Source organism: Paenibacillus sp. NPDC058177 (genome assembly GCF_042883835.1).
Classification (GTDB): Bacteria; Bacillota; Bacilli; order Paenibacillales; family Paenibacillaceae; genus Paenibacillus_AQ; species Paenibacillus_AQ agri.
In genome coordinates this window covers 332,515-356,214 of sequence record NZ_JBHVVB010000005.1, presented here as the reverse complement: position 1 = coordinate 356,214, position 23,700 = coordinate 332,515, and the positions used below count along the sequence as shown (strand labels likewise).

16 protein-coding genes and 2 tRNA genes are annotated in these 23,700 nt (G+C 45.3%); 14 read left to right on the top strand and 4 right to left on the bottom strand.

The genetic code is table 11. The features are described from left to right. Positions 1 to 143: 143 nt before the first annotated feature. Positions 144 to 1,100 carry a tRNA dihydrouridine synthase gene (locus tag ACFVU8_RS21055; RefSeq protein WP_387430138.1) on the top strand — a complete coding sequence of 319 codons (957 nt, stop codon included), beginning with the start codon at positions 144 to 146 and terminating at the stop codon, positions 1,098 to 1,100. A gap of 593 nt (positions 1,101 to 1,693) precedes the next feature. Next, positions 1,694 to 8,020, top strand: a complete 6,327-nt coding sequence (locus ACFVU8_RS21050; RefSeq protein ID WP_387429983.1) for an InlB B-repeat-containing protein — start codon at positions 1,694 to 1,696, stop codon at positions 8,018 to 8,020. Between the two features lie 176 nt (positions 8,021 to 8,196). Here ACFVU8_RS21050 and ACFVU8_RS21045 read toward each other — a convergent pair whose 3' ends face one another. After that, positions 8,197 to 8,652 carry a MerR family transcriptional regulator gene (locus tag ACFVU8_RS21045; RefSeq protein ID WP_387429981.1) on the bottom strand — a complete coding sequence of 152 codons (456 nt, stop codon included), beginning with the start codon at positions 8,650 to 8,652 and terminating at the stop codon, positions 8,197 to 8,199. Between the two features lie 196 nt (positions 8,653 to 8,848). Here ACFVU8_RS21045 and ACFVU8_RS21040 point away from each other — a divergent pair, with 196 nt between their 5' ends. Then, positions 8,849 to 9,688: an oxidoreductase gene (locus tag ACFVU8_RS21040; protein WP_387429979.1), complete on the top strand. Its 840-nt coding sequence runs from the start codon at positions 8,849 to 8,851 to the stop codon at positions 9,686 to 9,688. A 161-nt stretch (positions 9,689 to 9,849) separates the two neighbouring features. Here the strand turns inward: ACFVU8_RS21040 and ACFVU8_RS21035 are convergent, their stop codons facing one another. Continuing rightward, entirely contained in the window at positions 9,850 to 10,785 is a 936-nt protein-coding gene (locus tag ACFVU8_RS21035; RefSeq protein WP_379464901.1) for an EamA family transporter, read from the bottom strand. Between the two features lie 253 nt (positions 10,786 to 11,038). Between ACFVU8_RS21035 and ACFVU8_RS21030 the strand changes: the two genes are divergently transcribed. The 10 genes from ACFVU8_RS21030 to ACFVU8_RS20985 all read left to right on the top strand — a co-directional run bounded on the left by ACFVU8_RS21030 (position 11,039) and on the right by ACFVU8_RS20985 (position 20,767). Further along, positions 11,039 to 12,559, top strand: coding sequence for an MFS transporter (locus ACFVU8_RS21030; RefSeq protein WP_387429978.1), 1,521 nt, complete (start codon positions 11,039 to 11,041; stop codon positions 12,557 to 12,559). A gap of 130 nt (positions 12,560 to 12,689) precedes the next feature. Beyond that, a complete protein-coding gene (locus ACFVU8_RS21025) occupies positions 12,690 to 13,292 on the top strand; it encodes an acyl-CoA-like ligand-binding transcription factor (RefSeq protein WP_387429976.1) in 603 nt (200 codons plus the stop codon). 194 nt (positions 13,293 to 13,486) lie between these two features. Then, on the top strand, positions 13,487 to 15,253 hold the full coding sequence (locus ACFVU8_RS21020) for an ABC transporter ATP-binding protein (protein ID WP_387429974.1): 1,767 nt from the start codon (positions 13,487 to 13,489) through the stop codon (positions 15,251 to 15,253). Beyond that, complete coding sequence (locus ACFVU8_RS21015) at positions 15,250 to 17,022, top strand: ABC transporter ATP-binding protein (RefSeq protein WP_387429972.1); 1,773 nt, start codon at positions 15,250 to 15,252, stop codon at positions 17,020 to 17,022. The genes ACFVU8_RS21020 and ACFVU8_RS21015 overlap by 4 nt, the downstream gene beginning before the upstream one ends. Positions 17,023 to 17,054: 32 nt before the next feature. Then, positions 17,055 to 17,735: a response regulator transcription factor gene (locus ACFVU8_RS21010; protein ID WP_379464897.1), complete on the top strand. Its 681-nt coding sequence runs from the start codon at positions 17,055 to 17,057 to the stop codon at positions 17,733 to 17,735. Between the two features lie 91 nt (positions 17,736 to 17,826). Continuing rightward, entirely contained in the window at positions 17,827 to 18,750 is a 924-nt protein-coding gene (locus ACFVU8_RS21005; protein WP_066374270.1) for an ABC transporter ATP-binding protein, read from the top strand. Then, complete coding sequence (locus ACFVU8_RS21000) at positions 18,743 to 19,540, top strand: ABC transporter permease (RefSeq protein ID WP_387429970.1); 798 nt, start codon at positions 18,743 to 18,745, stop codon at positions 19,538 to 19,540. The genes ACFVU8_RS21005 and ACFVU8_RS21000 overlap by 8 nt, the downstream gene beginning before the upstream one ends. A 45-nt stretch (positions 19,541 to 19,585) precedes the next feature. Next, positions 19,586 to 20,476, top strand: coding sequence for a sensor histidine kinase (locus ACFVU8_RS20995; protein WP_387429968.1), 891 nt, complete (start codon positions 19,586 to 19,588; stop codon positions 20,474 to 20,476). Between the two features lie 130 nt (positions 20,477 to 20,606). Beyond that, positions 20,607 to 20,682 (top strand) — tRNA-Ala (locus ACFVU8_RS20990). A 12-nt stretch (positions 20,683 to 20,694) separates the two neighbouring features. Further along, positions 20,695 to 20,767 (top strand) — tRNA-Lys (locus tag ACFVU8_RS20985). A 230-nt stretch (positions 20,768 to 20,997) separates the two neighbouring features. On the opposite strand, the gene ACFVU8_RS20980 is transcribed toward ACFVU8_RS20985, so the two are convergent. Both ACFVU8_RS20980 and ACFVU8_RS20975 read right to left on the bottom strand, forming a co-directional pair. After that, positions 20,998 to 22,194: an MFS transporter gene (locus tag ACFVU8_RS20980; RefSeq protein WP_387429966.1), complete on the bottom strand. Its 1,197-nt coding sequence runs from the start codon at positions 22,192 to 22,194 to the stop codon at positions 20,998 to 21,000. A gap of 71 nt (positions 22,195 to 22,265) precedes the next feature. Beyond that, complete coding sequence (locus tag ACFVU8_RS20975; protein WP_379464892.1) at positions 22,266 to 22,547, bottom strand: ArsR/SmtB family transcription factor; 282 nt, start codon at positions 22,545 to 22,547, stop codon at positions 22,266 to 22,268. Between the two features lie 561 nt (positions 22,548 to 23,108). Between ACFVU8_RS20975 and ACFVU8_RS20970 the strand changes: the two genes are divergently transcribed. Beyond that, entirely contained in the window at positions 23,109 to 23,693 is a 585-nt protein-coding gene (locus ACFVU8_RS20970) for a TetR/AcrR family transcriptional regulator (protein WP_387429964.1), read from the top strand. The last annotated feature ends 7 nt before the right edge of the window (positions 23,694 to 23,700 follow it).

The following is a 23,700-nucleotide window of genomic DNA, read 5'->3' as shown; positions in this document are numbered from 1 at the left end:
GTTTTGAGCTTGGATTGTTGAGGCACTTAACACTCATTGTGACGGTTTTGTCGTAGCGTTGGATCTATAGTGAGAGGATTGAGTAAGTAGTGTTAAATAATTTTTGGCGTGATTTACCTCGGCCGTTTTTTATACTTGCACCAATGGAAGATGTAACGGATATTGTTTTTCGGCATGTAGTAAGTAAAGCAGGTAAGCCTGATGTATTTTTTACGGAATTTACAAACACGGAGAGCTATTGTCATCCTAAATTGAGATATGGTGTACGGGGACGTTTAGCATTTACGGAAGATGAACAACCAATGGTGGCACATATTTGGGGGGATAAGCCTGAATATTTCAAGGAAATGAGCATTGGTATGGCTAAGCTTGGTTTCAAAGGTGTGGATATCAATATGGGTTGTCCGGTGCACAATGTTTCCAGAAAAGGTAGGGGAAGCGGCCTTATTCTGCGTCCAGATCTTGCGGCAGATATTATTCAAGCAGCTAAAGCGGGAGGATTACCGGTCAGTGTAAAAACTAGACTTGGCTACTACGATATAGAGGAATGGCGGGGTTGGCTAACCCATATTCTGAATCAAAATATTGCTAATCTGTCTATTCATCTCCGTACAAAAAAGGAAATGAGCTTAGCAGATGCACATTGGGAACTGATTCCGGAAATTAAGGAGCTTCGTGATCGCATAGCACCAGACACCCTTTTGACAATCAATGGGGATATTCCTAATCGAGAAACGGGCTTAAAGCTTGCTGAGCAATATGGTGTGGATGGGATAATGATTGGGAGAGGTATTTTCCATAATCCGTTTGCTTTTGAACAAGAGCCGAGAGAACATAGCAGTGACGAATTGCTTGATCTTCTAAGATTGCATCTTGATCTTCATGATAAATATGCACCAGAATTAACGCTACGTCCGTTTAAAGCCCTTTTACGATTTTTCAAGATCTATGTCAAAGGATTCCGAGGGGCAAGTGAACTATGCAATCAATTGATGAGCACAAAGTCAACGGATGAAGTACGTGAGCTTCTTACTGCCTTTGAACAGAATGCTGATGCTTTGATTGAAGAAAATATAAATGAAGAAGTCATTAAGAACTAACAAACGGCAGAAATGCCGTTTTTTTTATTTTCACAAATTGCTATGTCGTTCATATATGTGGAGTACTGCATGTCGCGAGCGCAGAGAAAGTTATTGTTTGAGTAATCCTACCGTTAAGAATTGGGATATCACCTCCATGGTGATTAACGATGAAAAATCCTTGATTTGCCCACCCCATACGAGTCCAAAAGGGATGCCCCCTCAGCAAGATGAGTACATGATACAGAGCTTTCCTGATTTGTGTTATCGCCACATTCCGATAGAGTTGCAATTTCTTGAATCCGCATTATATCTTGTCTCATTGTACGTGGTCAGTTTAGCTGGCGATGTTTATTTGCCCTGCTTTTTGCGTTATTTCGACAGCACTCGATATTTTGTGAGAAATTTGTGAGGCTCGCTTGTTAGAATATTTGCGATAAAGAGTAGGGAGGAATAAGACATGATGGTGATCTAGAGATGAACTTTTCTTTTTTAGACGATCATCTCGATAGTGTTGGAACAATAGCTCCAGGTATGAAGAAACTATTAATATGCAATCTCTCGGATCGAATGTGAGTTACATTAAACGAAGCATGCTACAAGGAGGCAAAGAAATGCAACAAAAGGCAAAACAAATCATAGCTTGCGTGCTGGTATTCTTGCTTATTGCGGAAATGCTGCCTGCACTGTCTGGCGAAAAAGCCCATGCTGCAAGTAGTGGCATCATCACTACAGTAGCGGGTAATGGTGAAACTAGCTATATGGGAGACGGAGTGGAAGCGAATTTACCTCTCGTCAGATTTTATAACCCACAAGGACTAGCTTTTGACAGCGCCGGGAATCTGTATATTGCAGACACCCAAAATCATCGAGTCCGTAAAGTGGATAAATCAGGGATCATCAGTACGGTAGCGGGTAATGGTAACATGGGCTATTCGGGAGACAATGGGCCAGCGCGATCCGCCCAGTTGTTCAATCCAGCAGGTTTAGCTGTGGATAGCAACGATAACCTGTATATTGCCGATACGAGTAACGAGCGAATTCGGAAAGTCGATAAGTCAGGGAATATTAGTACGGTAGCCGGCAATGGTTCTATGGGCTATGCCGGAGACGGAGGGGCCGCGACCTCTGCCCACTTGAACGATCCGTATGGATTAGCTTTTGACAGTAGCGGTAATCTGTACATAGCAGATACGTATAACCATCGAATTCGGAAAGTTGATAAATCAGGCGAAATTAGCACTGTTGCAGGTACGGGAGATTACGATGGTCACAGCGACGTCGGCGATGGAGGAGATGCGACAGCTGCTAAAATATATTTTCCATATGGAATTACGTTTGACCGCAATGACAATATGTATATCGCAGATCGTAGTACTTTTCGTATACGAAAAGTAGATACGTCGGGGAAGATCAGTACGGTAGCAGGCGATGGTACTAGTGCCAGCACGGGAGATGGAGGAGATGCGACGTTAGCCCAGTTAGTAGGCCCGCGAGGAATTGCTAAGGATGGTAATGACAATCTGTACATCCTGGATGAAAATCAGGTCCGGAAAATCGATATGACATCCGGAAAGATCAGCACGATAGCTGGAAGCGCTACGGGCGGCTATTCGGGCGACGGAGGACCGGCGACTTCTGCTAAATTGTTCATGCCGCAAGGTATAGCTGTGGACAAGAGCGGGACCGTGTACATTTCAGATACTTTAAACCAACGAATTCGGAAGGTGGCAGACGGCTACACCGTTAGCTTTAGTTCAAATGGAGGAACAGGCACAGTGCCTGATCCCATGACGGTGTCCCCAGGACAAGCTTCACCAGCGCTGCCGAATGGCACGGGATTGACCGGACCGGCAGGAAAGAAGAACTTTGACGGTTGGAATACCAAAGCAGATGGAAGCGGAACTAGCTATGAAGCGAATGCAAGCATCAGCAACGTGACATCAGACATTAGACTGTATGCCAAGTTTAGCAATGCTTATACCGTCACGTTTGATTTAAATGGAGGAACAGGCACAGTACCATCCTCCATAAAAATAGGCGAGGGGCCTATTTCACCACCTCTTCCCAATAATATGGGATTCACCGGGCCGACAGGAAAGACCTTTGGCGGTTGGAGTACCAAGGAGGATGGGACCGGAGACCGATATTCGCCGGGAGTTCGCATCCCCTATTTGACATCAAACATTACGTTATATGCGATGTGGTTCGAGGCGTATACCATCACTTTTGATTTGAATGGAGGCACGGGTACCGTTCCGCCTCCTATGACGGTGCTTAAAGGACAAAAGTCTTGGCCATTACCGGAAGGCACAGGAATTATTGCTCCACCAGGAAAAGAATTTGACGGTTGGAATGTGCAGGCGGATGGGCAGGGGAACCGATATGTACCAGGTTTAACAATCTCCGTCTTGTCTGATATGACGCTATATGTTGATTGGTTTTCGAAAAGACTGCCCACATACAACGTACATTTTGATTCGCAAGGTGGTTCTGCAGTAGCGGCTCTTAAGAAAGTGAGTGAAGGATCAACCATCAGTGCGCCGACAGTGCCGACCCGAACAGATTACACCTTTGGGGGCTGGTATAAGGAAGCAACGCTTGAGAATGCGTGGACTTTCGCTACAGATATTGTGACGGAAGATGTTACGTTATATGCAAAATGGACCAGAGAAGTGAAGGTGCCTGCGCCAAGTTTTGAGCCTGTACCAGTTCCACGTCCAGGCACTGGGCCGGGAACCACGGGAATCCCGAATGTAACGCCAGGAACCGGAAATCACCTAGTGGTGAAAGTATCCTCCACTATGATTGAGACGCCGAATACAGGCGATGCAGCACCAACAGGAACCGGAATTATCGATCCATACACTGCGGGTAACGATATCCCGGGAGTGGATGCGAGAGTTAACCGCTACGCTGGTATCTATGAAGTGGACGAAGCAGGTAAAGTCGTGAAGTTCACTCTAATTATTCTGGAGTCCAAAGATATTCATCCGGGTGAAGGCTTGCCAGACTTCGATCCGAAGCCAGCGCCACAACCGGGTACTGAGCCGGGAACCACAGGCATTCCGAATGTAACTCCAGGAACCGCGAATCATCTAGTGGTGAAAGTATCCTCCACTATGATTGAAACGCCGAATACAGGCGATACAGCGCCAACAGGAAGCGGGATCATTGATCCATACACGGCGGGTAGTGATATTCCAGGAGTGGATGCGAGAGTTAACCGCTACGTTGGTGTCTATGAAGTGGACGAAGCAGGTAAAGTCGTGAAATTCACTCTAATTATTCTGGAGTCCAAAGATATTAATAATGGAGCAACTGTGCCAGAATTAGATCCCAAGCCAGCGCCACGTCCTGGTACTGAAACAGGAACGACGGGCATTCCGAATGTAACGCCAGGAACCGGAAATCATCTAGTGGTGAAAGTGTCTTCTACTATGATTGAAACGCCGAATACCGGCGATGTGGCACCAACAGGAGCCGGAATCATTGATCCATATACAGCGGGCAGCGACATTCCAGGAGTGGATGCGCGAGTTAACCGCTACGTAGGTATCTATGAAGTAGACAGCGAAGGCAAAGTCGTGAAGTTCAGCCTGATCGTGCTGGAATCCAAAGATATTAATAATGGAGCAACCGTGCCAGAGTTTGAGCCTGTGCCAGCACCACGTCCAGGTACTGAGCAAGGAACCACGGGAATTCCAAATGTAACACCAGAAACCGGAAATCACCTAGTGGTGAAAGTATCCTCGACTATGATTGAGACGCCGAATACAGGCGATGCAGCACCAACAGGAACCGGGATCATTGATCCATACACGGCGGGTAGTGATATTCCAGGAGTGGATGCGAAAGTTAACCGCTACGTTGGTGTCTATGAAGTAGACAGCGAAGGCAAAGTTGTGAAGTTCAGTCTTGTTGTGATTACAGACAAAGATGTAAAGTCAGGGTCGGGAGATCTGAACAACGATAAGGATCACTTGAGCATCCTGTATCAAGAAGGCGACAACGCAGAACATGTGACCAAAACGCTGAACTTGCCTGCCAAAGGCCAGTCCGGAAACACGACGGTTACATGGACGTCCAGCCATCCGGAATTGATCAGCCCGAACGGACGTGTAAACCGGTCTGCAGTATACGATGAAGACGTATACGTTACCCTGACCGCAACGATTACGGATGACGTCACAGGAGCTCAAGTGACGAAAACTTTTATCGTTAAAGTCATCCGGATGTCGGATGAAGATGCAGTTCGTGCGGCGGCAAAAGACTTGAGCGCGGCAAAAGCATTTGCATTCACAGAAGGAGATACATGGGAATCCGTTACCAGCGAGTTTACGCTACTAGGTCAAGGACTTTACGGTACTAATATTACCTGGACCTCGCTAGACTCTGGTACGATCGACATCTCTCTTCAGAATGGCAAAGCCTATGGGGCTGTCAATCGTCCGCAGAGCAGCGACAAGAATGTGTTACTGACGGCTCTGATTACAAAAGGGAATGCTTCAATTACTAAAACGTTCCTTATGGTTGTGAAAAACAAAACGGTCGGGAAGGAAGCAGATCAGACGAGACAACCGACGGGAAGACAGGCGGAAGCAAGTGTCAATCCAAGCGGTACTTCCAGCCATGACGAGTTCATGATTCTGCGGACAACCCTGAATAATGGCTCCAAAATCGATACGGTTATCATCGACCCGTCGAAAGTAGAGGCCTTAACGGATGGTATCAATCCAACAGAAAAAGACGAAAGCAAACGTACGGTTGCTATGCAATTGAAACATGCTCCGGTGGATAAGGCCGATGAATTCGCTATCGAAATCCCTTCAGGAGCTGTAGCTGCTATGGCAGACAAAAACGCGTTGCTGGAGATCAAGACAGATGAAGGCAGTATCAAGCTGAGTGCTGCGGCATTAAAAGACTCGGCAGATAGAGGGACAGACTTATACTTCAGACTCGTTCCGATCAAAGATGCTCAGGAACAAAATGAAGCGAAGAATGCTCTCACAAGCAATAGTCTGGTGAATCAAAGCGCCGGAGGAAAGAGTATTCAAATTTTGAGCATTCCGAGAAAGATTGAAACGAATTTCTCAGGTTTTGCTACCAAGGTTGTCATTCCGTTCTATGGAATCACAATACCTGAACAGAATAAGCAAGCTTTCTTGGACTCTTTGAAAGTATTTGTTGAGCATACGGATGGAACCACCGAACTTCTATCAGGTGTGGTGCAGTATGAAAATGGACAGCCGGTTGGGCTAGAAATTCAAATTAATCGATTCAGCCGCTTCCAGTTCGTCAATTTCACATCAAATGACGCTTCGAATGGTAGCCCGAATAGTGGATCAGGTGGTGGAGATATCGTAAAATCAAATGATTTTGTACCTTCTCCGTCCCTTAAACCGGGCAGCGCAGCTGGAACTACCGGTGTAGTTGTTGATAACGTCGGCAAAGGAAATCATTTGGTCGTTAAAGTGTCCTCCAGCACGGTTTCTGCCCCTGGAATCGGAGATTCGGCTCCTACAGGAGCAGGCGTGCTAGACCCTTATATTGCGGGAAGCGACATTAAGGGAGCAGATGCGGAAGTCAATAAATACATTGCTGTTTATGAGGTAGACAGCAATAACAGAATCGTGAAATTCATGCTTTTGATTGTTAAGAAAGGCGATATTAAAGTCGTAAATGCCCTGGTCGATCTCTATATCAATAATGTTATCCAAAAGGATACAGCCAAACTTGAGGTTCGTGGGGCTACCAATAAGGATGTTACTACAATCGTTATAGATAATGAGGCTATCATTCAAAAGCTTCAAGCAGAGAAGGCGGAAAGTACTTTGACTGTGCCTCCAGTTTCTGTAACCAATGACGTTGAAGTTGAGATTAATGGACAGCTTCTAAAATTGATGGCTGAGAAGTCAAACGTACTCCGTTTTGAAACAGAGAATGCAACGTATATCCTTCCAGTCACTGCAATCCATCTCAAGGGACTGCTGGATTCATTGGGCAATCCGTCAGATATGGGCAATGTAAAGTTTAGAGTTGCCATTTCTATTGCAGATGCTGCGACTGCTGCACAAATGAAAGAACAAGTTAAGAACGGCCAAGCTGACATGCTCATCACTCCAGTGAAGTTCGAAGTTACTGGAAGTTATAACGGGAAAGTTGTGAACGTCGACGTATTTAACCGTTATGTAGCAAGACTTATCAAGCTTTCCAGCAGTATCAATCCAGAGAATGTAACTACAGGTGTATATATTCGTGAAAACGGACAAATGGCGCATATCCCAACCATGGTCGAAACGATCAACGGGGTGCCTTATGCGAAAATTCAAAGCTTGTACAACGGTCTCTATACACTTGTGAACCACCCGCTGAAATTCAAGGATGTGGAGAGTCACTGGTCCAAAGCAGAGGTAAATGATCTGGCTTCCAGACTTGTGGTGTTTGGTACTGACAAAGAACATTTCACACCGGCTAGAGACATCACCCGTGCAGAATTTGCAGCGATTGTAGTACGGGCCTTAGGCTTGAAGCACGGGGATTCCAAGGGTAATCCGTTCAGCGATGTGAAGGATACAGCTTGGTATGCAGAGTCGATCCAGATTGCGCATGAGTTCGGCATTATTGATGGTTACAATGGCGGTAAATTTGGGCCAATGGATCCAATCACTCGTGAACAGGCCATGACTATGATTGCTAGAGCTATGAAAATTACTGGCTTGAAAGTGGAATTTAAAGCGGGTGAAGCAGATACGCTGCTTGCAACATTTAAAGATTCGTCCCAATCCTCCGTATGGGCGAAGGAAAGCATCGCTGCTTCTGTAAAAGCAGGTATCGTTACAGGTAAGAGTGATACTACCGTTGCACCGAAGGATGCAATTACAAGAGCGGAAGTTGCCAAAATTATAGCAAAGCTGCTGCAAAAATCTAACTTAATCTAGCAGACAGCAAAAAGATGAAGCTGCCCCCAAGGTCTCGAAACTAGGCGACCGAGGAGGCAGCTTTCATGCAATCAGGCCAGCCAGGAACTTCTGGCTGGCCTGATTTTATGTCAGTGCTAAGCAGGTGGAGTAGCGCGTTGATTCAGGCATTTTAGTCGTTAGTAGCAAAGTGTAAGTTACTGGAGCTCTGGTGTATGAAGATTCGGATCCGTTGATAAGTTCATCCCTTCAGTAAATACACAATTATTTTGGGCGTGTATGGCTGCTGTCCCGGATTCAATTGCTGTTTGGTAAAACCAAATCTTAAAATCGATTTTCTCCAGATAATTTTGCATTTCATCTATTTTCTCAATAACCACCTTTTTGTGGTTTTCGAATACTTCCAGGCGTTCATTTAATGTAGCATCTCCTTCCATGGACCATTCAATATACTGCCTGATCTTTTTCACGGGCATCCCGCTTTTTTTCAGGCAGGTGATGACTCCTAGCCATTCAAAATCACTATCTTTAAAATCCCGATTTCCTACCTTATTCCGATCAACAAAGGGTAATAATCCCTGTTTGTCATAGTAGCGCAATGTATGTGCAGATATTCCCGTCATCTCGGCAACTTCACTAACTGTATATCCCAATGATTAGACCACCTTTTTAAAAACGTAGTAAATGATTATACGGCTTAGACTATACTCTAAGTCAAAAAGCTATGCATAGCTTGAGGTTGAGACGTAATACTCCTGATTTTTTATGATGAATGAAGCTTGACTTAGACTTTACTCTCAAGTTTAGAGTTTAGATGTAGTCAAATTTTAAGCTTAAGGGGAGAGAGCAATGAGTGAAAATAGCGTCTGGATCATCACTGGATGTTCCACTGGATTTGGCAGAGAGCTTGCTAAAGCAACGATTGAGGCCGGTTATAAGGTTGTTGTTACTGCAAGAAATCTCGCTTCCATTGTTGATCTTGTCAGCGGGAATACAGATAACGTTCTGGCCGTAGAACTTGATGTCACTAAGCCTGAACAAGTTGAGAATGCTGTAGAAGCTACGGTAGAGAAATTTGGCCGGATTGATGTGCTGGTCAATAATGCTGGAGTCGGTTATTTTAGCTCCATTGAGGAAGCGGCTGAAGAAGAGACCCGGAAGATGTTCGAAATCAATTTCTGGGGTCTCATGAACATGACAAGTGCAGTCCTGCCTTATATGAGAAACCAGCGTTCCGGACATATTATCAATATATCGTCCATTGGAGGTCTAGTATCGTTCCCTGGAGTGGGATATTACAACGCTACGAAGTACGCCGTTGAAGGTATATCAGAGAGCCTGTCCAAAGAAGTTGCCCGATTTAATATTGATGTAACGCTGATCGAACCAAGCAATTTCCGCACGGATTGGTCCGGACGCTCAGCCGCCAGAACAGAATCATCGATTAAGGAGTATGAGGAGCTCATCTCTCCATTTGTAAATGGAGATTCCCATGGCAAAGAGCCTGGAGATCCAAAAAAAGCTGCAGAAGCCATTATCAGCGTTGCGGAGTCTCAAGAGCCGCCGCTTCGGCTGCTACTTGGAGCAGATGCTTACCATTTCGCGGTGAACAAATATACAGACACATTGAAAAATTTCGAAAACCAAAAAGAAGTCGCCTTGAATGCCGATTTCCAAGACGGAATATAATTAGATCAAACACCTCCACCACCATGCTGAAAGCGGGGGGCGGAGGTGTTTTTTTGATAGGAAAATAATAATTAACCATTTGACTCAGAATAATAATAGGAGACCAACGTGGCCTCCTATTATCAAGCTTTATCTATATTTTTCATTTTATCAGAAGCCGCTTAGGCCCTAGAGAGACTGCGCTTTTGCGTGAATCGTCGTATGATTTCAGGCAGGGCGATAGATGTTAATACGATCAGAACACCTAGCCAACGAAGGGGGCTAATCGGTTCATGCAGAATGAAAAAAGATGAAAGCACAGCGACTGGAAGTTCGGTAGCTCCCAATATACTGGCCATTCCTTCTCCTACATGCGGAACACCATAAGCGAACAATAGCGGTGGAATAAATGAACCCAAAAATCCTAGAGTGAATCCATAGATCAGTAGCTCTCCGAAAATTTTTCCGTTGAACAGGAACGCTGGAGGGTACAGGATGAAGATCAGCACCATGCCGCCGGCCAGCATCCATACCGCTCGAGTGGCTGCGGGCGCCTTAGGTACGGCAGATCCGCTAAGGAGGATAAACAACGAATACAATAATGCAGCACTAAGGCCATATAGGATGCCAAGCGGGTTCCAGCTTCTAATTCCATCATCCAAAAGACCCGCAGCCAGCACAGTTCCGAGCAGCAGAATTACGATGACGATAACGGTCATTCGGTCTGGAAGACGTCTGTTTCTAATGGATTGGATAAGCGCGCCGATCCAAATAAATTGAAATAATAAAATAATCGCAACAGAAGCAGGTACGTAGGTTAACGACTTGAAGTAAACCAATCCAGCTCCAGCGAGCGGAAAACCAGCGCTGACCAGCGTCAGCTTTTGTTTCCAGCTTAATTTCGAGTCGTCCGTAGGGTTAGATGCTGCTTTCTGTTTGTGCCGGCTTGTGCTCAAATTTTTCACCAAGTAAAAAGCAAGAGATAAGACAAATCCCCAAAAAAACTGTGAGCCCACGACTTCTCCAAGATGGAAGCCTCTGCCGTAAGCCAATACTGCGATTGTGGAGAGTAATCCAAAACATGCTGAGCCTGTCATTACGGCTGCCATATATTTCATATCTTATTCACCTTTTCTAAAGTAGATTTGCAGCGGGTGCAAAAAGAACTTTAAGCTTGAGAGTATAGTCTAAGTCAAGCATCTGATAAGATACCGCTTCAATGTGAAGCGGTTTTTTGTTGTTTGAAGAAGTTGGTCCGGTGAGACAAAAAAGTGCCTACCTTAAACATCGAGAAATAAATATTGACAGTTACATTCAAAATAAATAAACTATCAAAAGAAAGTTAATTCCAATAACTGGAGGGGGTTAAATATGAGTTCGCAAAATCAACAAAGATGGTGGGTGCTGGCTTCGCTTGCATTCGGGATACTTGCGATCGGACTGGATATGACGATTTTGAATTTGGCGTTGCCGATGTTGGCTCAAGACATACACGCGACCAATGCTGAGCTTCAATGGTTTGCCAACGGTTATAATCTTGTTTTTGCCGCTATGCTGCTGCCGATGGGGATGCTGGGGGACCGGATCGGACGCAAGAAAATGCTGCTTACCGGGTTGCTCATCTTTGGTGCAGCCTCTCTGGCTTGTGCGTATTCTGTATCATCTTGGCAGCTGATAACCGCGCGTGCCTTTCTTGGTTTGGGCGCTTCCCTGATTGTTCCGTTATCTATGGCTATAATTCCAGTGTTGTTTACGGAGAAGGAAAGGCCCAAAGCTATTGCAGTCTGGATGATGGCCAATGCGATAGGCATTCCGCTTGGTCCTATTCTTGGAGGTTGGCTCCTTAACCACTATTGGTGGGGCTCAGTATTTATCATCAATCTTCCGCTAGTGATTATAGCGATCCTCTCCGTTTCCTTTCTTTTGCCTGAATCACGGAGTCAGGAATATCGACCAATGGATTTACCGGGAATGCTATTTTCAAGTGTTGGACTGATTGCTTTAACGTATGGTGTTATTCAAGCAGGTGAAAAAGGATGGGGGGATAGCTTTTCCTTATCGACAGCAGTTGGAGGTTTCCTTCTATTAATATGGTTTGTTAGGTATCAGACTCGGACTGCTCATCCATTGGTGGATCCGGCATTATTCCGGTCTCGGCGTTTTGCGGGCGGAACGTTGATCGGTTCGATCATTTCTTTTGCACTATTTGGTGTATTGTTCGTATTGCCCCAATATCTTCAGGCCGTGTTAGGTGCGGATGCGTTCAGTGCTGGTCTGAGACTCTTGCCTTTAGTATTAGGATTACTGCTTGGAACGCCAATCTCTGATGTACTACAGTCGCGCTTTGGAACCAGGACGGCGATTATAGCGGGTTCTATACTGCTTGGCATAGGGCTGGCGATGGGGAGTGCCACGACAATATCAAGCGGATATGGCTTTGTATTAATTTGGATTTCTGCCGTCGGGCTTGGTATTGGATTTGCCCTTCCCGCTGCTATGGACACAGCGATCTCTGCACTCACACCCGAGCGAAGCGGCGTGGGGTCGGCCCTGCTAATGGCGATGAGACAAGTTGGCGGAACATTAGGTGTTGCTATTTTAGGGGCTGTGTTGAACGCAGGTTATCGCAATGGTCTTGACCAGAAGGAATGGCCTACAGAAGCAGCCCAAATGGCGCAACGTAATGTGTCAGCCGGCCTAGCCGCTGCTCAGCGAACCGGCTCAGACTCTCTGGTTCATTCCGTGAAAAATGCTTTCGTCACTGGCATGGATAATATGTTATGGGTATGTGCAGGGGCCGCAGTTGTGGGAATTATTTTTACAGTTATCCTCTTACAAACACGATCAGCGGAGCGTAATAGCTCTACTGCCACTCTTGAGGCGAAGGAATAATCTGATCTCCAGTTCATGAGAGTCAATAGTTTATGCTTTTGACTACAATTTGACATGAACTCTATTTTCAATGAAAATAAGTTTGAAGGTTCATGTTGAATGTGATTTGACTTGGTTAGGAGTGAAAGGAATGCCTGAGACTGCGAAACAAAAGACTGGATTGCGTGAGCGGAAAAAAGCGAAGACGATGGCGAGTGTGCAGATGCACGCATTGAGGCTTTTTCAGGAGAAGGGTTATCATGATACAACGGTTGAACAAATTGCGGAAGCTGCGGAAATTTCTCCGAGCACCTTTTTTCGTTATTTTGCAACGAAAGAGGATGTGGTGCTAACCGATAACTATGATCCCCTTCTTGTGGATGCTTTTGACAATCAATCACCAGAGCTTAGTCCGCTACAAGCCGTAAGGAATGCGATGATTTCGGGAATTACGGAGATTACGGATGAGGAATGGGAGACAACACGTCAGCGCAATCAACTGATCATGGCGGTTCCGGAACTGCGTGCAGCAGCGATGAATAACTTAACTCAGATGATGCACCTATTGACACAGATGGTTGCCAAGCGACTTGGACGTAGTTCAGATGATCCAGCGATCCGAACCTTTGGCGGAGTGATCGTCGGGGTCAATATATCCTTAATGGATTATAGTGCAGAAGTGACCCGATTGGAGTTTGCTAAATTATTGGAAGAGGCTCTGGAGGTTGTGGAGAAAGGCTTAATAATAGAATAAGACCGTGTCTGCAATTCTTAACGTACGTGTAGGCTCTATAGAAGAAATCCCTTGTACATCAAGGGGTTTTTCTTTTTGCAGAAAAAGATGAGGATAAAAAACGGTTATACTATTTGTTACCTTGGGAGGTGTTCATGTATCATGGTTAGCGGGCTGGAAATATTATAAAAGATTCCAATACATAGGAGCTAATCATGAACCAAGAGATTACTTATTCAACAAAAAGAGCATTTGCTAGATTGCTAAGTTTCTCAAAACCGGAAGCGTTTCGGTACATTTTATTATTATTAATTATCCTTTGCGGAACCTTTGTAAATCTGGGCTATCTGGAATCAATACGAAATATTGTGGCGGGAGCGACGTCCAAATCTCTTCATCTTGTGTATTATGGAACTGCACTTGCCGGGATAACGATCGTTCTGCAGACGGTCATCAATATCATGCAAACTCAAGTCACAGTAAAAATTAAAAATGCTTCAATAACCAATATGCAAAAACACGTTCTGAACCAGCTTCATCTGAAAAAGGTAGAGCATATCGAAAGTTATCATAGCAGCGACATTGTGGGGCGGTTGTTGAACGGAGTAACGGATGCGCAAACCGGAGTGAACGACAAGCTGTTGGCGTTTATCACAAACGCGCTGCAGATTATGATGGCTATGGCGTATTTTAGCTGGCTTAGCTTGCCTCTAACACTTGGACTGGTTGGTTTTACACTGGCCTATCCTGCGATTACATATCCGATCTCCCGATTTCTACGTGCACAGTATGACAAGCGTGGGAAAGAGGTGGCGGATCGGGATTCCATACTTCAAGAAGCGATTCAAGGCGCTGAAGAGGTACGAACCTATAGGCTGCAGCAACACTTTCAAGGGATTTTAAAAGGAAGACTTCATCAAGTGCTGGCAAGATCACTACGCATCTCTATTCTGGAAAGAAGCTTTGACGCTTTGAATAGGGTGGCCACGTTTGGCGGAATGATTTTTACACTTGGATTCGGGGGCTATCAGGTCTTAAAGGGGGAACTAATGGTAGGTGCACTGGCTACCTTTATTGTAACAAGTGGACAATTAACAAACCCGCTTTTATCGATATCAAGATTATGGACAGACATGATTCAAGCGATATCCCAGGCGCAAAGAGTATTCAGTCTGTTAGATTTGCCAAATGAAGAGGATGATCTAAATAAGAATTCGAATCTAGTATTTCATCCAGGCCGGCATGATCTTACGCTTAAACATGTCAATTATACGTATAACAACGATAGAAAGACAATTCATAACATAAGTTTTTCGATAAAAAGCGGACAGATGGCAGCGATCGTAGGACCCAGCGGTTCGGGTAAATCTACGATCCTGAAGTTATTGCTAAGACTCTATACTCCCGAAAAAGGAGAGATTTTGTACAACGATGTTTCTATACATGATATCCCGCTGGCGGAGTGGAGATCCCGTATTGGATATGTTTCACAACAGGCCATTGTATTCTCTGGTTCCATTAAGGATAATATTTGCTTTGGAGTAGAGAATGTACCTATGGACGAAGTGGTGAACGCTGCCAAGTTAGCGCATATTCATAATTATATTAGTGCTCTGCCACAGGGGTATGACACAGCTATTGGGGAACGAGGTGTCCAGCTGTCAGGAGGAGAAATTCAGCGTCTGTCTCTCGCCAGGGTATATTTACGAAAGCCCAACATTCTTGTGCTGGATGAGCCTGCTTCAGCGTTGGATATTGAGAATGAAAGAAAGTTTCGAGAGTCCCTGCAAGCGCTCGCTAAAGATCGGACGACGATCGTCGTTGCACACAAGCTGGATACGATTCGGCATGCGGATACGATTATTGTTGTGGAGGGTGGAAGAGTGACAGAGGTAGGGACACATGCAGATTTAATAAGGAATCAAGGGGAGTATTTCAGTTTACTGCAAGAGGAGAAAATGAAGAGGGAGGGTATCCGTTGAATACGCAGATCAATACCAGGGCAGTGCTGTCCCTTCTTTTTCACTATGTAAAACGGTACTGGATGATTCTTATCTTCCTTCCTTTTTTGATTGGGGTAGATATTGCATTTGAATTAGGAGTAGCTAAAATCCAGGGCCTGTTCATTGATACCGCAGACCATGGCACGTTGGCGAGATTATTCTATGTTATTAAACTAGTCATTTGTTTGCTACTTGCAGGGATTATCTTATTGGCACTCCACAGGCATTTAATCGTTAAGCTGCTGGGTTACGTACATAGAGATATAACGCTTAGATTGTTTGAAGTTATAAACCATATGCCTTATCAGAAATTGAAAAAATATCATTCCGGAGATCTGGTCACCCGGGTGAAGGACGATGTAGAGCATAGTTCGCAAATTATAGACGCCGTTATTGAGTTTATAACTGTGCTTGTCCTCATTATTTTATCGTTTGTTTATTTGATCCGAATTGATGTCGTGTTAGCGCTGATTGGAGCTATAAGTGCACCTATTCTATTCTGGATCGGTCGTATGTTTGATAAAAGAATTCGTACCCAGTCGAGCGATGTTCAAGAGAAGGAACGGGCGCTTAGAGAAACAGCACAAGAATATATCCAGGGATATACCGTTGCTAAAGTGTTTAATGTAAGCGAGTTATACCTCAATCCATTCATGCAGCGAAGGAAGGATCTGAGCATAGCGCAAACCAGACTTGCAATGACGAACACCATGAGCAGAACCTTTACGGAGAGCGGATTCAATCTCATTTACATTGTGGCATTAGTATTCATCGCGATTGCCTCTTCGAGAAATGCACTGACTCCTGGAACGATTATTACGTTTAGTGTCCTGTTCGAGCTTGTAGTCTGGCCGGTCATTGGCCTGTCAGATCAGTATAGCCGTGTGCAAGAGGGGATTGGAGCGTTTCAGCGAATATATGATTTTGTGGGAACGACCAATAATACAGCAACAAAAAGTTCTAACAGTAATGAGAAGCAAGAGACGGAGATATCTTATAAAAGAGAAGTCTTATCCCTTCACGATGTGTCTTTTCAACCTGAATCCAGTGATAGAGCTATTCTGAATCATATTAACTTTGACTTGAAAAGCGGAGAGACGGTAGTCGTCATTGGGCCGAGCGGTTCGGGCAAATCTACTTTTGCAAAATTATGTTGTGGTCTATACGAGCCAACGCAAGGAAAGGTATCGGTCCATGGTCAATCGGTTTATGTGAATCAATCGCCATATCTATTCTCTGGAACGGTGCAAGATAATATCAAATTAGCCTATGATCAAGCAACTGATCATGATATTCACATCGCGGCAAGAAACGCAGAGCTTGAAGAATTCGTAGATCAATTATCCGATAAATATAATACGGTTATCAGTGAGCAAGGCAGTAACTTTTCGGGTGGACAAAGACAACGTCTTGCCTTGGCCAGAGCTTTTTTACATAAAGATTGTGATTTGTTCATCATGGATGAGCCGACATCTGCCTTGGATCCTGCTACTGAACAACAAGTAGTGGCCTCTCTAAAAACGTACTTGGAACACAAATCAGCTATTATCATCACTCATCGTCTAAGTCTAGTTTCGCTAGCCGATCGGATCATTGTCATGAATGAAGGCAGGATTGCAGAAGAAGGAACACATGCCGAATTAATGCGTAATCAGGGACTATATAAGAAGTTTCAGGATTTAGGGGACAACAGTGACCGAAAGTCCAAACTTCACATGGATGACGCCGAACCTGATATTCGAACCTAAAGTTCAATTTAAATAGAAACGAGAGGTCCCTAATGAATACAATCCTCATTATTGAAGATCAGGAAGATGTTAACCACATGCTGGCGGAATCGTTGACTGCTGCAGGGTACAGCGTTCGGTCAGCTTATACAGGGGCGGATGGATTGCGGGAAATTCACAGCGGATTGTATGATTTGGTTCTGCTTGATATTATGCTTCCTTATAAAAGCGGGGATGAAATTCTGAAGGACATGCGCCAGTTTTCCGATGCCCCTGTCATTATTATTTCTGCGAAGGATCTGGTAGGTACGAAAATCGATCTTCTGAAGCTGGGCGCGGACGATTATATAACGAAGCCGTTTGACTTAGGGGAAGTAGCGGCACGGGTGGAGTCCAATTTACGCCGTTCAAGGCGGGATCAACCGGGAAGCAGGGTACTGCGTCACAAAGATCTGCTGTTGGATGAGAATGCTAAACGCGTGACGGCGGGAGGTGCGGAGATTGAGCTAACTGCCAAAGAGTATATGATACTGGAGATGCTGCTGAAGCACACGGGTAAGGTGTTCACCAAGGCGAATTTGTACGAATCGGTCTGGCAGGACGAATACCTTGGGGATGACAATGCGGTGAAGACGCATATCAGCAATTTGCGAAGCAAGCTGAAAAAAATGAGCCCGGAAGAGGAGTACATAGAAACGGTTTGGGGACTGGGCTATAGGATACATCAGAGATAACTTATCGGTTTCTTTACTTTTTCAATGTCAGCCTTAACCTTTTCTAAACTTGCGATCGTTATACTGGGGGCAGAAAGGGCAGGTGAATAAAATGAACTCATACGTTGTGCAAACCCATCATCTGAGTAAAAACTACGGTGATTATACAGCGCTACGCCAAGTTTCTATCCGCTTAAAAGGGGGCCATATCTACGGTTTGATCGGACAAAACGGCGCCGGAAAAACGACGCTGATGCGTCTATTGGCTGGTCTAGCCTTCCCTACAGAAGGCAGCATCGAGCTATTCGGCCATAGCGGAAAGTACCCTCTTCAAGAGGAACGGAAGCGGCTTGGCTGCATGATTGAGCACCCGGGATTTGTTCCATATATGACCGCGAAGCAGAACCTGAAGCTGCATCGGATGATGCGAGGTGTCCCTAACGAGGAGATTGAAGATGAATTGCTGGAGCTGGTTGGTCTGGCAGACACGGGCAGGAAGAAAGCGAGAGACTTTTCGCTTGGTATGAAGCAGCGGCTTGGCATTGCTATCGCCCTCTTAGGCAGCCCGGAAGTGCTTATTCTGGATGAGCCGATTAACGGACTCGACCCGCTTGGCGTCATCGAAATCCGCAACTTACTGAGGTTGCTCTGCGAAGAGCGGCAGATGGCTATTCTCATCTCCAGTCATAACCTGCCTGAGCTGTATCAGACCGCGACCAACTATATCATTATTCACAAGGGAGAGATTAAGCAGACACTTACTCAGGAACAGCTTGATGAGCGCTGCAAGCATCATATTCTAATTCGCTGTGACCAGCCGGAAAAGCTGACGAGTGTACTGGAGACGGAGCTTGGCACCTTGAATTATAAGGTTATGCCGGATCGTACGGTTAAATTGTATGATTGTTTAGACCAGTTGGAGCGGGTTGCCAGGGCTATTCATGATAAAGGCATTGTTGTTACCAAGTTTAATGTTGAAGGTGAAACGCTAGAAAACTACTTCATCTCTTGTTTAGGAGGTGAAGGGGATGCTTAATCTGATCCGGGCTGATCTATTCAAGCTGATGAAATCACAGGCGGTCAAAGTATTGATAGCTATATCAGCAGCAAGCGCGATGATCTCGGCGGTTATGGCCTACCTCATTCCGCTTGGTAAGATCGACACCCGCATGACAGGCATCGAATTTATGTTCTCGGACATGAACATGACCTGTATTCTCGGAGCGGTGATTGCGGGTATGATCATATGCGGCGATTTTGAGAACAAAACGATTCACAATGCAATTTCTAGCGGCTCCCGGAGATACGCTATCATCATTAGCAAAGCTGTTGCGCTCGCCGTTGCCTTAATGTTGCTTTTGCTGCCATATTCAATCGTTACGGCGGCGGGGCTTAGTACAGGGTATAAGTTCGACGTAGGTTCTGTGGGAATAGGCTTCCTGCATGTGCTGACAGCTGAAAGCGGCAACGTAATGGAGATTGCAGAGATCGGGAAGCTGGCGGCTATTATGCTGACTTTGATTATTGTCTATATAGCACAGTTAAGCCTATGTGTGCCGCTTGCTTTTTTTCTGAAAAAGCCTGTGTTCGTGGTTGCTATCTATTATGGTTTCTCTATTCTGTGCGCACAACTGGCCGGAGGAAGTGAGAGTTCATCGGTGCTCAGCCGTATCTTTTCGCTTACCCCTTACGGGAACAAGCATGCTCTTATGGCGTTGGAGACAACTGCAGGTGATATGGCACGAACGATCGGTATCAGCGTAATTTTTATTGCATTCATGCTCGCCGTCACCTTTACGGCATTTAGAAAATCTGAGATTAAGTAAGGAAGGGCTGTGAAGTCGTTGGCGATGGCATTGGCATTAGGAGCTTTGATAATTTTAGTTCTGCTGCTGAGTGTGTATATTGTTTTTATTCACCAGCAGCTACGCAGCATTAATCGCCAATTAGGCAAGCGGCTGGCAGAGCATACAAGGCAACCGGTAAGCCTGGACCTTTTGAGCAAAGAGCTTAATCGTTTAGCCATTCATATTAATCAATGCTTAAAGGCGGAGGAGAACCTCCGCCTTCAAGCCATGCGTGAAGAGAAGAACTTTAAGGAGCTGATTGCGAACATTTCCCATGATTTGCGAACACCACTGACCGCGGTTAAGGGCTATCAGCAACTGCTGGCGAATGGTGATTTACCTTCTGACCAGCATGAGAAGCTTCGTATTGCCCGGAAGCATACCGAGGCCTTAGGTGTGCTGATTGAGCTTTTTTTCGAATATGCCTACCTGTTGAATGCAGAACCAGAATGCCGAGCGGAAAAAGTGAATGTGGGTAACCTGATTGCTGAGGGTGTAGCGGCAGCGGTTCCCTTATTGGAGGAAAGAGGACTGTCCGTTCAATTTGAGGAGACTCCGCCAAGGTTTGCCCTCGCTGACAGGGAAATGCTCGCTAGAATCGTGAATAATCTGATCCGTAATGGCTGTGAGCATGGCACAGGTCAGATCCAAATTAGCTTGAAACATCAGGAAGACAAAATTATTCTCTCATTTGGTAATCCCGTGAAGAATGGCGTTGTTCTTGATGTTAAGCGTCTGTTCGACCGATTCTATACGGGGGATCACGCCAGAAACAGGGGAACAGGGTTAGGTCTTGCTATCGTTAAACTTCTGGTGGAGCGGATGAAGGGGAGTGTATCAGCTTCTCTTCAAAAAGGCTACCTTGAGATTGTCGTTGAACTTCCGGCTTATTATGAAAGTGACAGGGCAGATTGAGGAGGATTTGAGCTAAAATAAATGCTTCAAAAAAATCCTGCAAAAAAAGTGTTGACAGGTGAGCTCATTTTTTATATGATATTAAAGTCGACTGAAGGAAATGATCTTCCTGAAAAAAGACAAGTCCTTCGGGGCCTTAGCTCAGCTGGGAGAGCGCATCGCTGGCAGCGATGAGGTCAGGGGTTCGATCCCCCTAGGCTCCACCAAGAATATTATATGGACTCTTAGCTCAGTTGGTAGAGCAGTTGACTCTTAATCAATTGGTCCAGGGTTCGAGTCCCTGAGAGTCCATCACAGAAGAAACGGCAGAAATGCCGTTTTTTTGTTGTTTTGTATTAGGAAACAACTTGATTGCTTTTATACAGTCACAGAGTTTTTAAGTGGCAAGATGCATAACTATATGACGAACTTGTCGTGCTTGCGCCGCGGGAAGAAAAACAAATTCCTGATCTGACCTGAATAGAAAAACAAAAACCAGGGTGCCGTTAATCAGCAGCCTGGTTTTTTTGGGAAGATTTGAATTACGCACACGTCTCGACTAGGCTGCATTTCACTTCTTCGCGGCGTTTGCGCGAGTAGGAAATACGGAAGAAGGTAGCGGCAGTTACAGCAGCCAGAATGACGCTCGTTGCGCCGATCCAACTGATGTAGCTCAGTGATGCCTGCTCGACGACAACACCGCCAAGACCAGCACCAACGGCCATGCCAAGATGCAACACGGAGGTATTCATACTAAGCATAATGCCGGATGCCTCTGGAGCAAGTGACAATAAATAAAACTGCTGGGTAGGGCTGGAAGACCAAACTGTGAAAGACCAAAACATCAGAAGCGGGAATACGATCAACGGCGATTGTCCAGCTAGTGAGAGCAGAACTAGAGCAATGGTATTAAACAGCATTCCGATGACTAATGTACGGGGAGCTCCCCATCTATCGGTGCTGTAGCCGCCGAATTTAGAGCCAAGCAAGCTGGCGATACCGAAAGAGAAGAGTGCGATGCTTACGCTTTGCTCGCTTAATTTGGTTATGGTCAGCAAGTAGGGCGAAATATAGGTGTAAACAACAGAGTATCCACCAATCCACGTGAAGGCGACAGCCAACGCGATCGCAATTTCAGGTTTCTTCAACAGTGCAAACTGTTTGCGAATCGGAACAGGCGCCTCGCCATTGGATTGGGGAATAGCAATAAGGATTAAGAACATGGCAAGCAAACCTAGTAGACCGATAACGCCGAAAATGAGCTTCCAATCATAAACCGAAGCGGCGACTCTTCCAAGTGGAACTCCGATAATTAAGGCGGCACTGAAGCCCATTATAAGTGTTGCAATCGCACTTCCTTGTTTGCCAGGTGCAGCGAGCTTGGCAGCAACCGTCAATGAGGTAACGAGAAACACGCCGGTACTAATCGCGAGAACAACACGCGATACGAGCAAGAATGTATAGCCGGGTAACGCGACGGCAATCAGGTTGCCTACTGCAAATACACCAAGCGCATAAAGCAGAAGTTGACGTCTCTCCATACGTGCAGTGACGGCTATGACGATCGGTGTGCCGAAGGCATAGGCCAGCGAAAAAACGGTAATCAGCTGACCTGCGACCGATACGGAGACACCTACATCTACAGCAACCTTATCCAAAATCCCTGCAATAGTATATTCGGATGTCCCAACTAGAAAGCTGATCATAGCCAGCATATAAATTTTCAATGCGTTCGACATACTGGTAAAGCTCCTCTCTATACTTCAATATTTTATATTTCTAAATATATAGAAATAATGTTGAAAAAAAATTACTCCAGCAAATAAGGCGCATATTTCTGTGCCATTTCGCGGTTTACGCTGTAGTAGATATACGTTCCTTCTTTGCGGAAGTTTAGCAGTCCGCAGTCTGTCAATTGCTTCAAGTGATGGGAAAGCGTTGAGCTGGCCACCGATTCCAGCTTAGACTCGATATCCGAGCAACACAAAGTTGTCTCCTCCGTAAGGAGCAGGGCAATTTTGATTCTCGTGGGTTCTCCGAGCGCTTTGTACACTTTAACAGCTTGACGCACATTCGCATTTTCTTCTACCATCGTAAATTCACCTTTTTTCTAACTGTAGTTATTTCCATATCCGTGAAAATAATGTAGCACACCTTTTTTTGAATGTAAACAGAGAATATGATTGTGTAGTTTATTGTAACAGATGAGTCGCTTGGGCTTTCCATCAAAATAGCTACCATCTTGCCAGGCTCTCATGTTGAATTAGTCTTCATTAGGAGGAATCTATTCCCGGAGTTTGCTCTGGGTACTTCGGCACTGCAAGGTTTCCATGCTGTTATTCAACCGGCTATGACGGATTCAGTTGACAAGCTGTTTATGGGTGTGTAAATGACTATCCGTGGGAGAGCGCATCGCTTGAATGGACTGTTTTTGTTCTTTCTTGACCAAATAGTCTGGAAATGATAAGATGTGGTCACGAAGTGAGAGAGGGGGATAGGAAATTATCGCGTGGTGATTTGGATAGTTGGGAACAAAGAAGGTCGTTTTAATGATTATTTTAGATCGATCAGTCTGCAATTATTTTTAGAATTATGCTTTTTCTTGACTGAACGATCCGGTAAGGGTACTATGAGACAGAAAGGAGGGGTTGAAGTGGCAAGAAGTAAGGAATTCGATACGAACCTCGTGCTGCACAAAGCAATGGAAGTGTTCGGACATTACGGTTACGAGGGAACATCCCTGCAAATTCTGCTCGATGGCTTGGGCATTGCCCGTCAGAGTTTATATGATACGTACGGCACGAAGCGGGATCTCTTCGTTAAAGCCGTCAAGCATTATCTTAACGAAAAATCGTCGGCTGTTGTCTCCTATCTGGAGCGGACGGGATCCGTCAAGCAATCGATTGAGAAAATTTTCAGTGAGATCGTGGCGACACTACAGGATGCGGATCGGCGCAAGGAATGCTTAATTCTATATAGCGCTATCGACCAGGTTCCTCATGACCCGGAGATCGCGGCGTTGTTCGAGCAAGACCGAATTCGGTTAGAGAAGGCGTTTTATGAAGCCTTGATTCGGGCCAAGGATCAAAATGAGCTGAACACCCAGCAGGACCTGCTTGCGCTTGCGAAGTATTTGTATCATGCCCGATATGCGTTGACCCAAGTTGCCAAATTATCCGATGATGCTAAAGTGTTGGAGGAAATTACAGCGGTTACCCTGTCTGTGCTCAATAGATAATGTGAAG

Excerpts from the sequence above, each read along its gene's own strand:
- ACFVU8_RS21055 (WP_387430138.1), top strand. The coding sequence starts at position 144 with ATGGAAGATGTAACGGATATTGTTTTTCGGCATGTAGTAAGTAAAGCA.
- ACFVU8_RS21050 (WP_387429983.1), top strand. The coding sequence starts at position 1,694 with ATGCAACAAAAGGCAAAACAAATCATAGCTTGCGTGCTGGTATTCTTG.
- ACFVU8_RS21040 (WP_387429979.1), top strand. The coding sequence starts at position 8,849 with ATGAGTGAAAATAGCGTCTGGATCATCACTGGATGTTCCACTGGATTT.
- ACFVU8_RS21035 (WP_379464901.1), bottom strand. The coding sequence starts at position 10,785 with ATGAAATATATGGCAGCCGTAATGACAGGCTCAGCATGTTTTGGATTA.
- ACFVU8_RS21030 (WP_387429978.1), top strand. The coding sequence starts at position 11,039 with ATGAGTTCGCAAAATCAACAAAGATGGTGGGTGCTGGCTTCGCTTGCA.
- ACFVU8_RS21025 (WP_387429976.1), top strand. The coding sequence starts at position 12,690 with ATGCCTGAGACTGCGAAACAAAAGACTGGATTGCGTGAGCGGAAAAAA.
- ACFVU8_RS21020 (WP_387429974.1), top strand. The coding sequence starts at position 13,487 with ATGAACCAAGAGATTACTTATTCAACAAAAAGAGCATTTGCTAGATTG.
- ACFVU8_RS21010 (WP_379464897.1), top strand. The coding sequence starts at position 17,055 with ATGAATACAATCCTCATTATTGAAGATCAGGAAGATGTTAACCACATG.
- ACFVU8_RS21005 (WP_066374270.1), top strand. The coding sequence starts at position 17,827 with ATGAACTCATACGTTGTGCAAACCCATCATCTGAGTAAAAACTACGGT.
- ACFVU8_RS21000 (WP_387429970.1), top strand. The coding sequence starts at position 18,743 with ATGCTTAATCTGATCCGGGCTGATCTATTCAAGCTGATGAAATCACAG.
- ACFVU8_RS20980 (WP_387429966.1), bottom strand. The coding sequence starts at position 22,194 with ATGTCGAACGCATTGAAAATTTATATGCTGGCTATGATCAGCTTTCTA.
- ACFVU8_RS20975 (WP_379464892.1), bottom strand. The coding sequence starts at position 22,547 with ATGGTAGAAGAAAATGCGAATGTGCGTCAAGCTGTTAAAGTGTACAAA.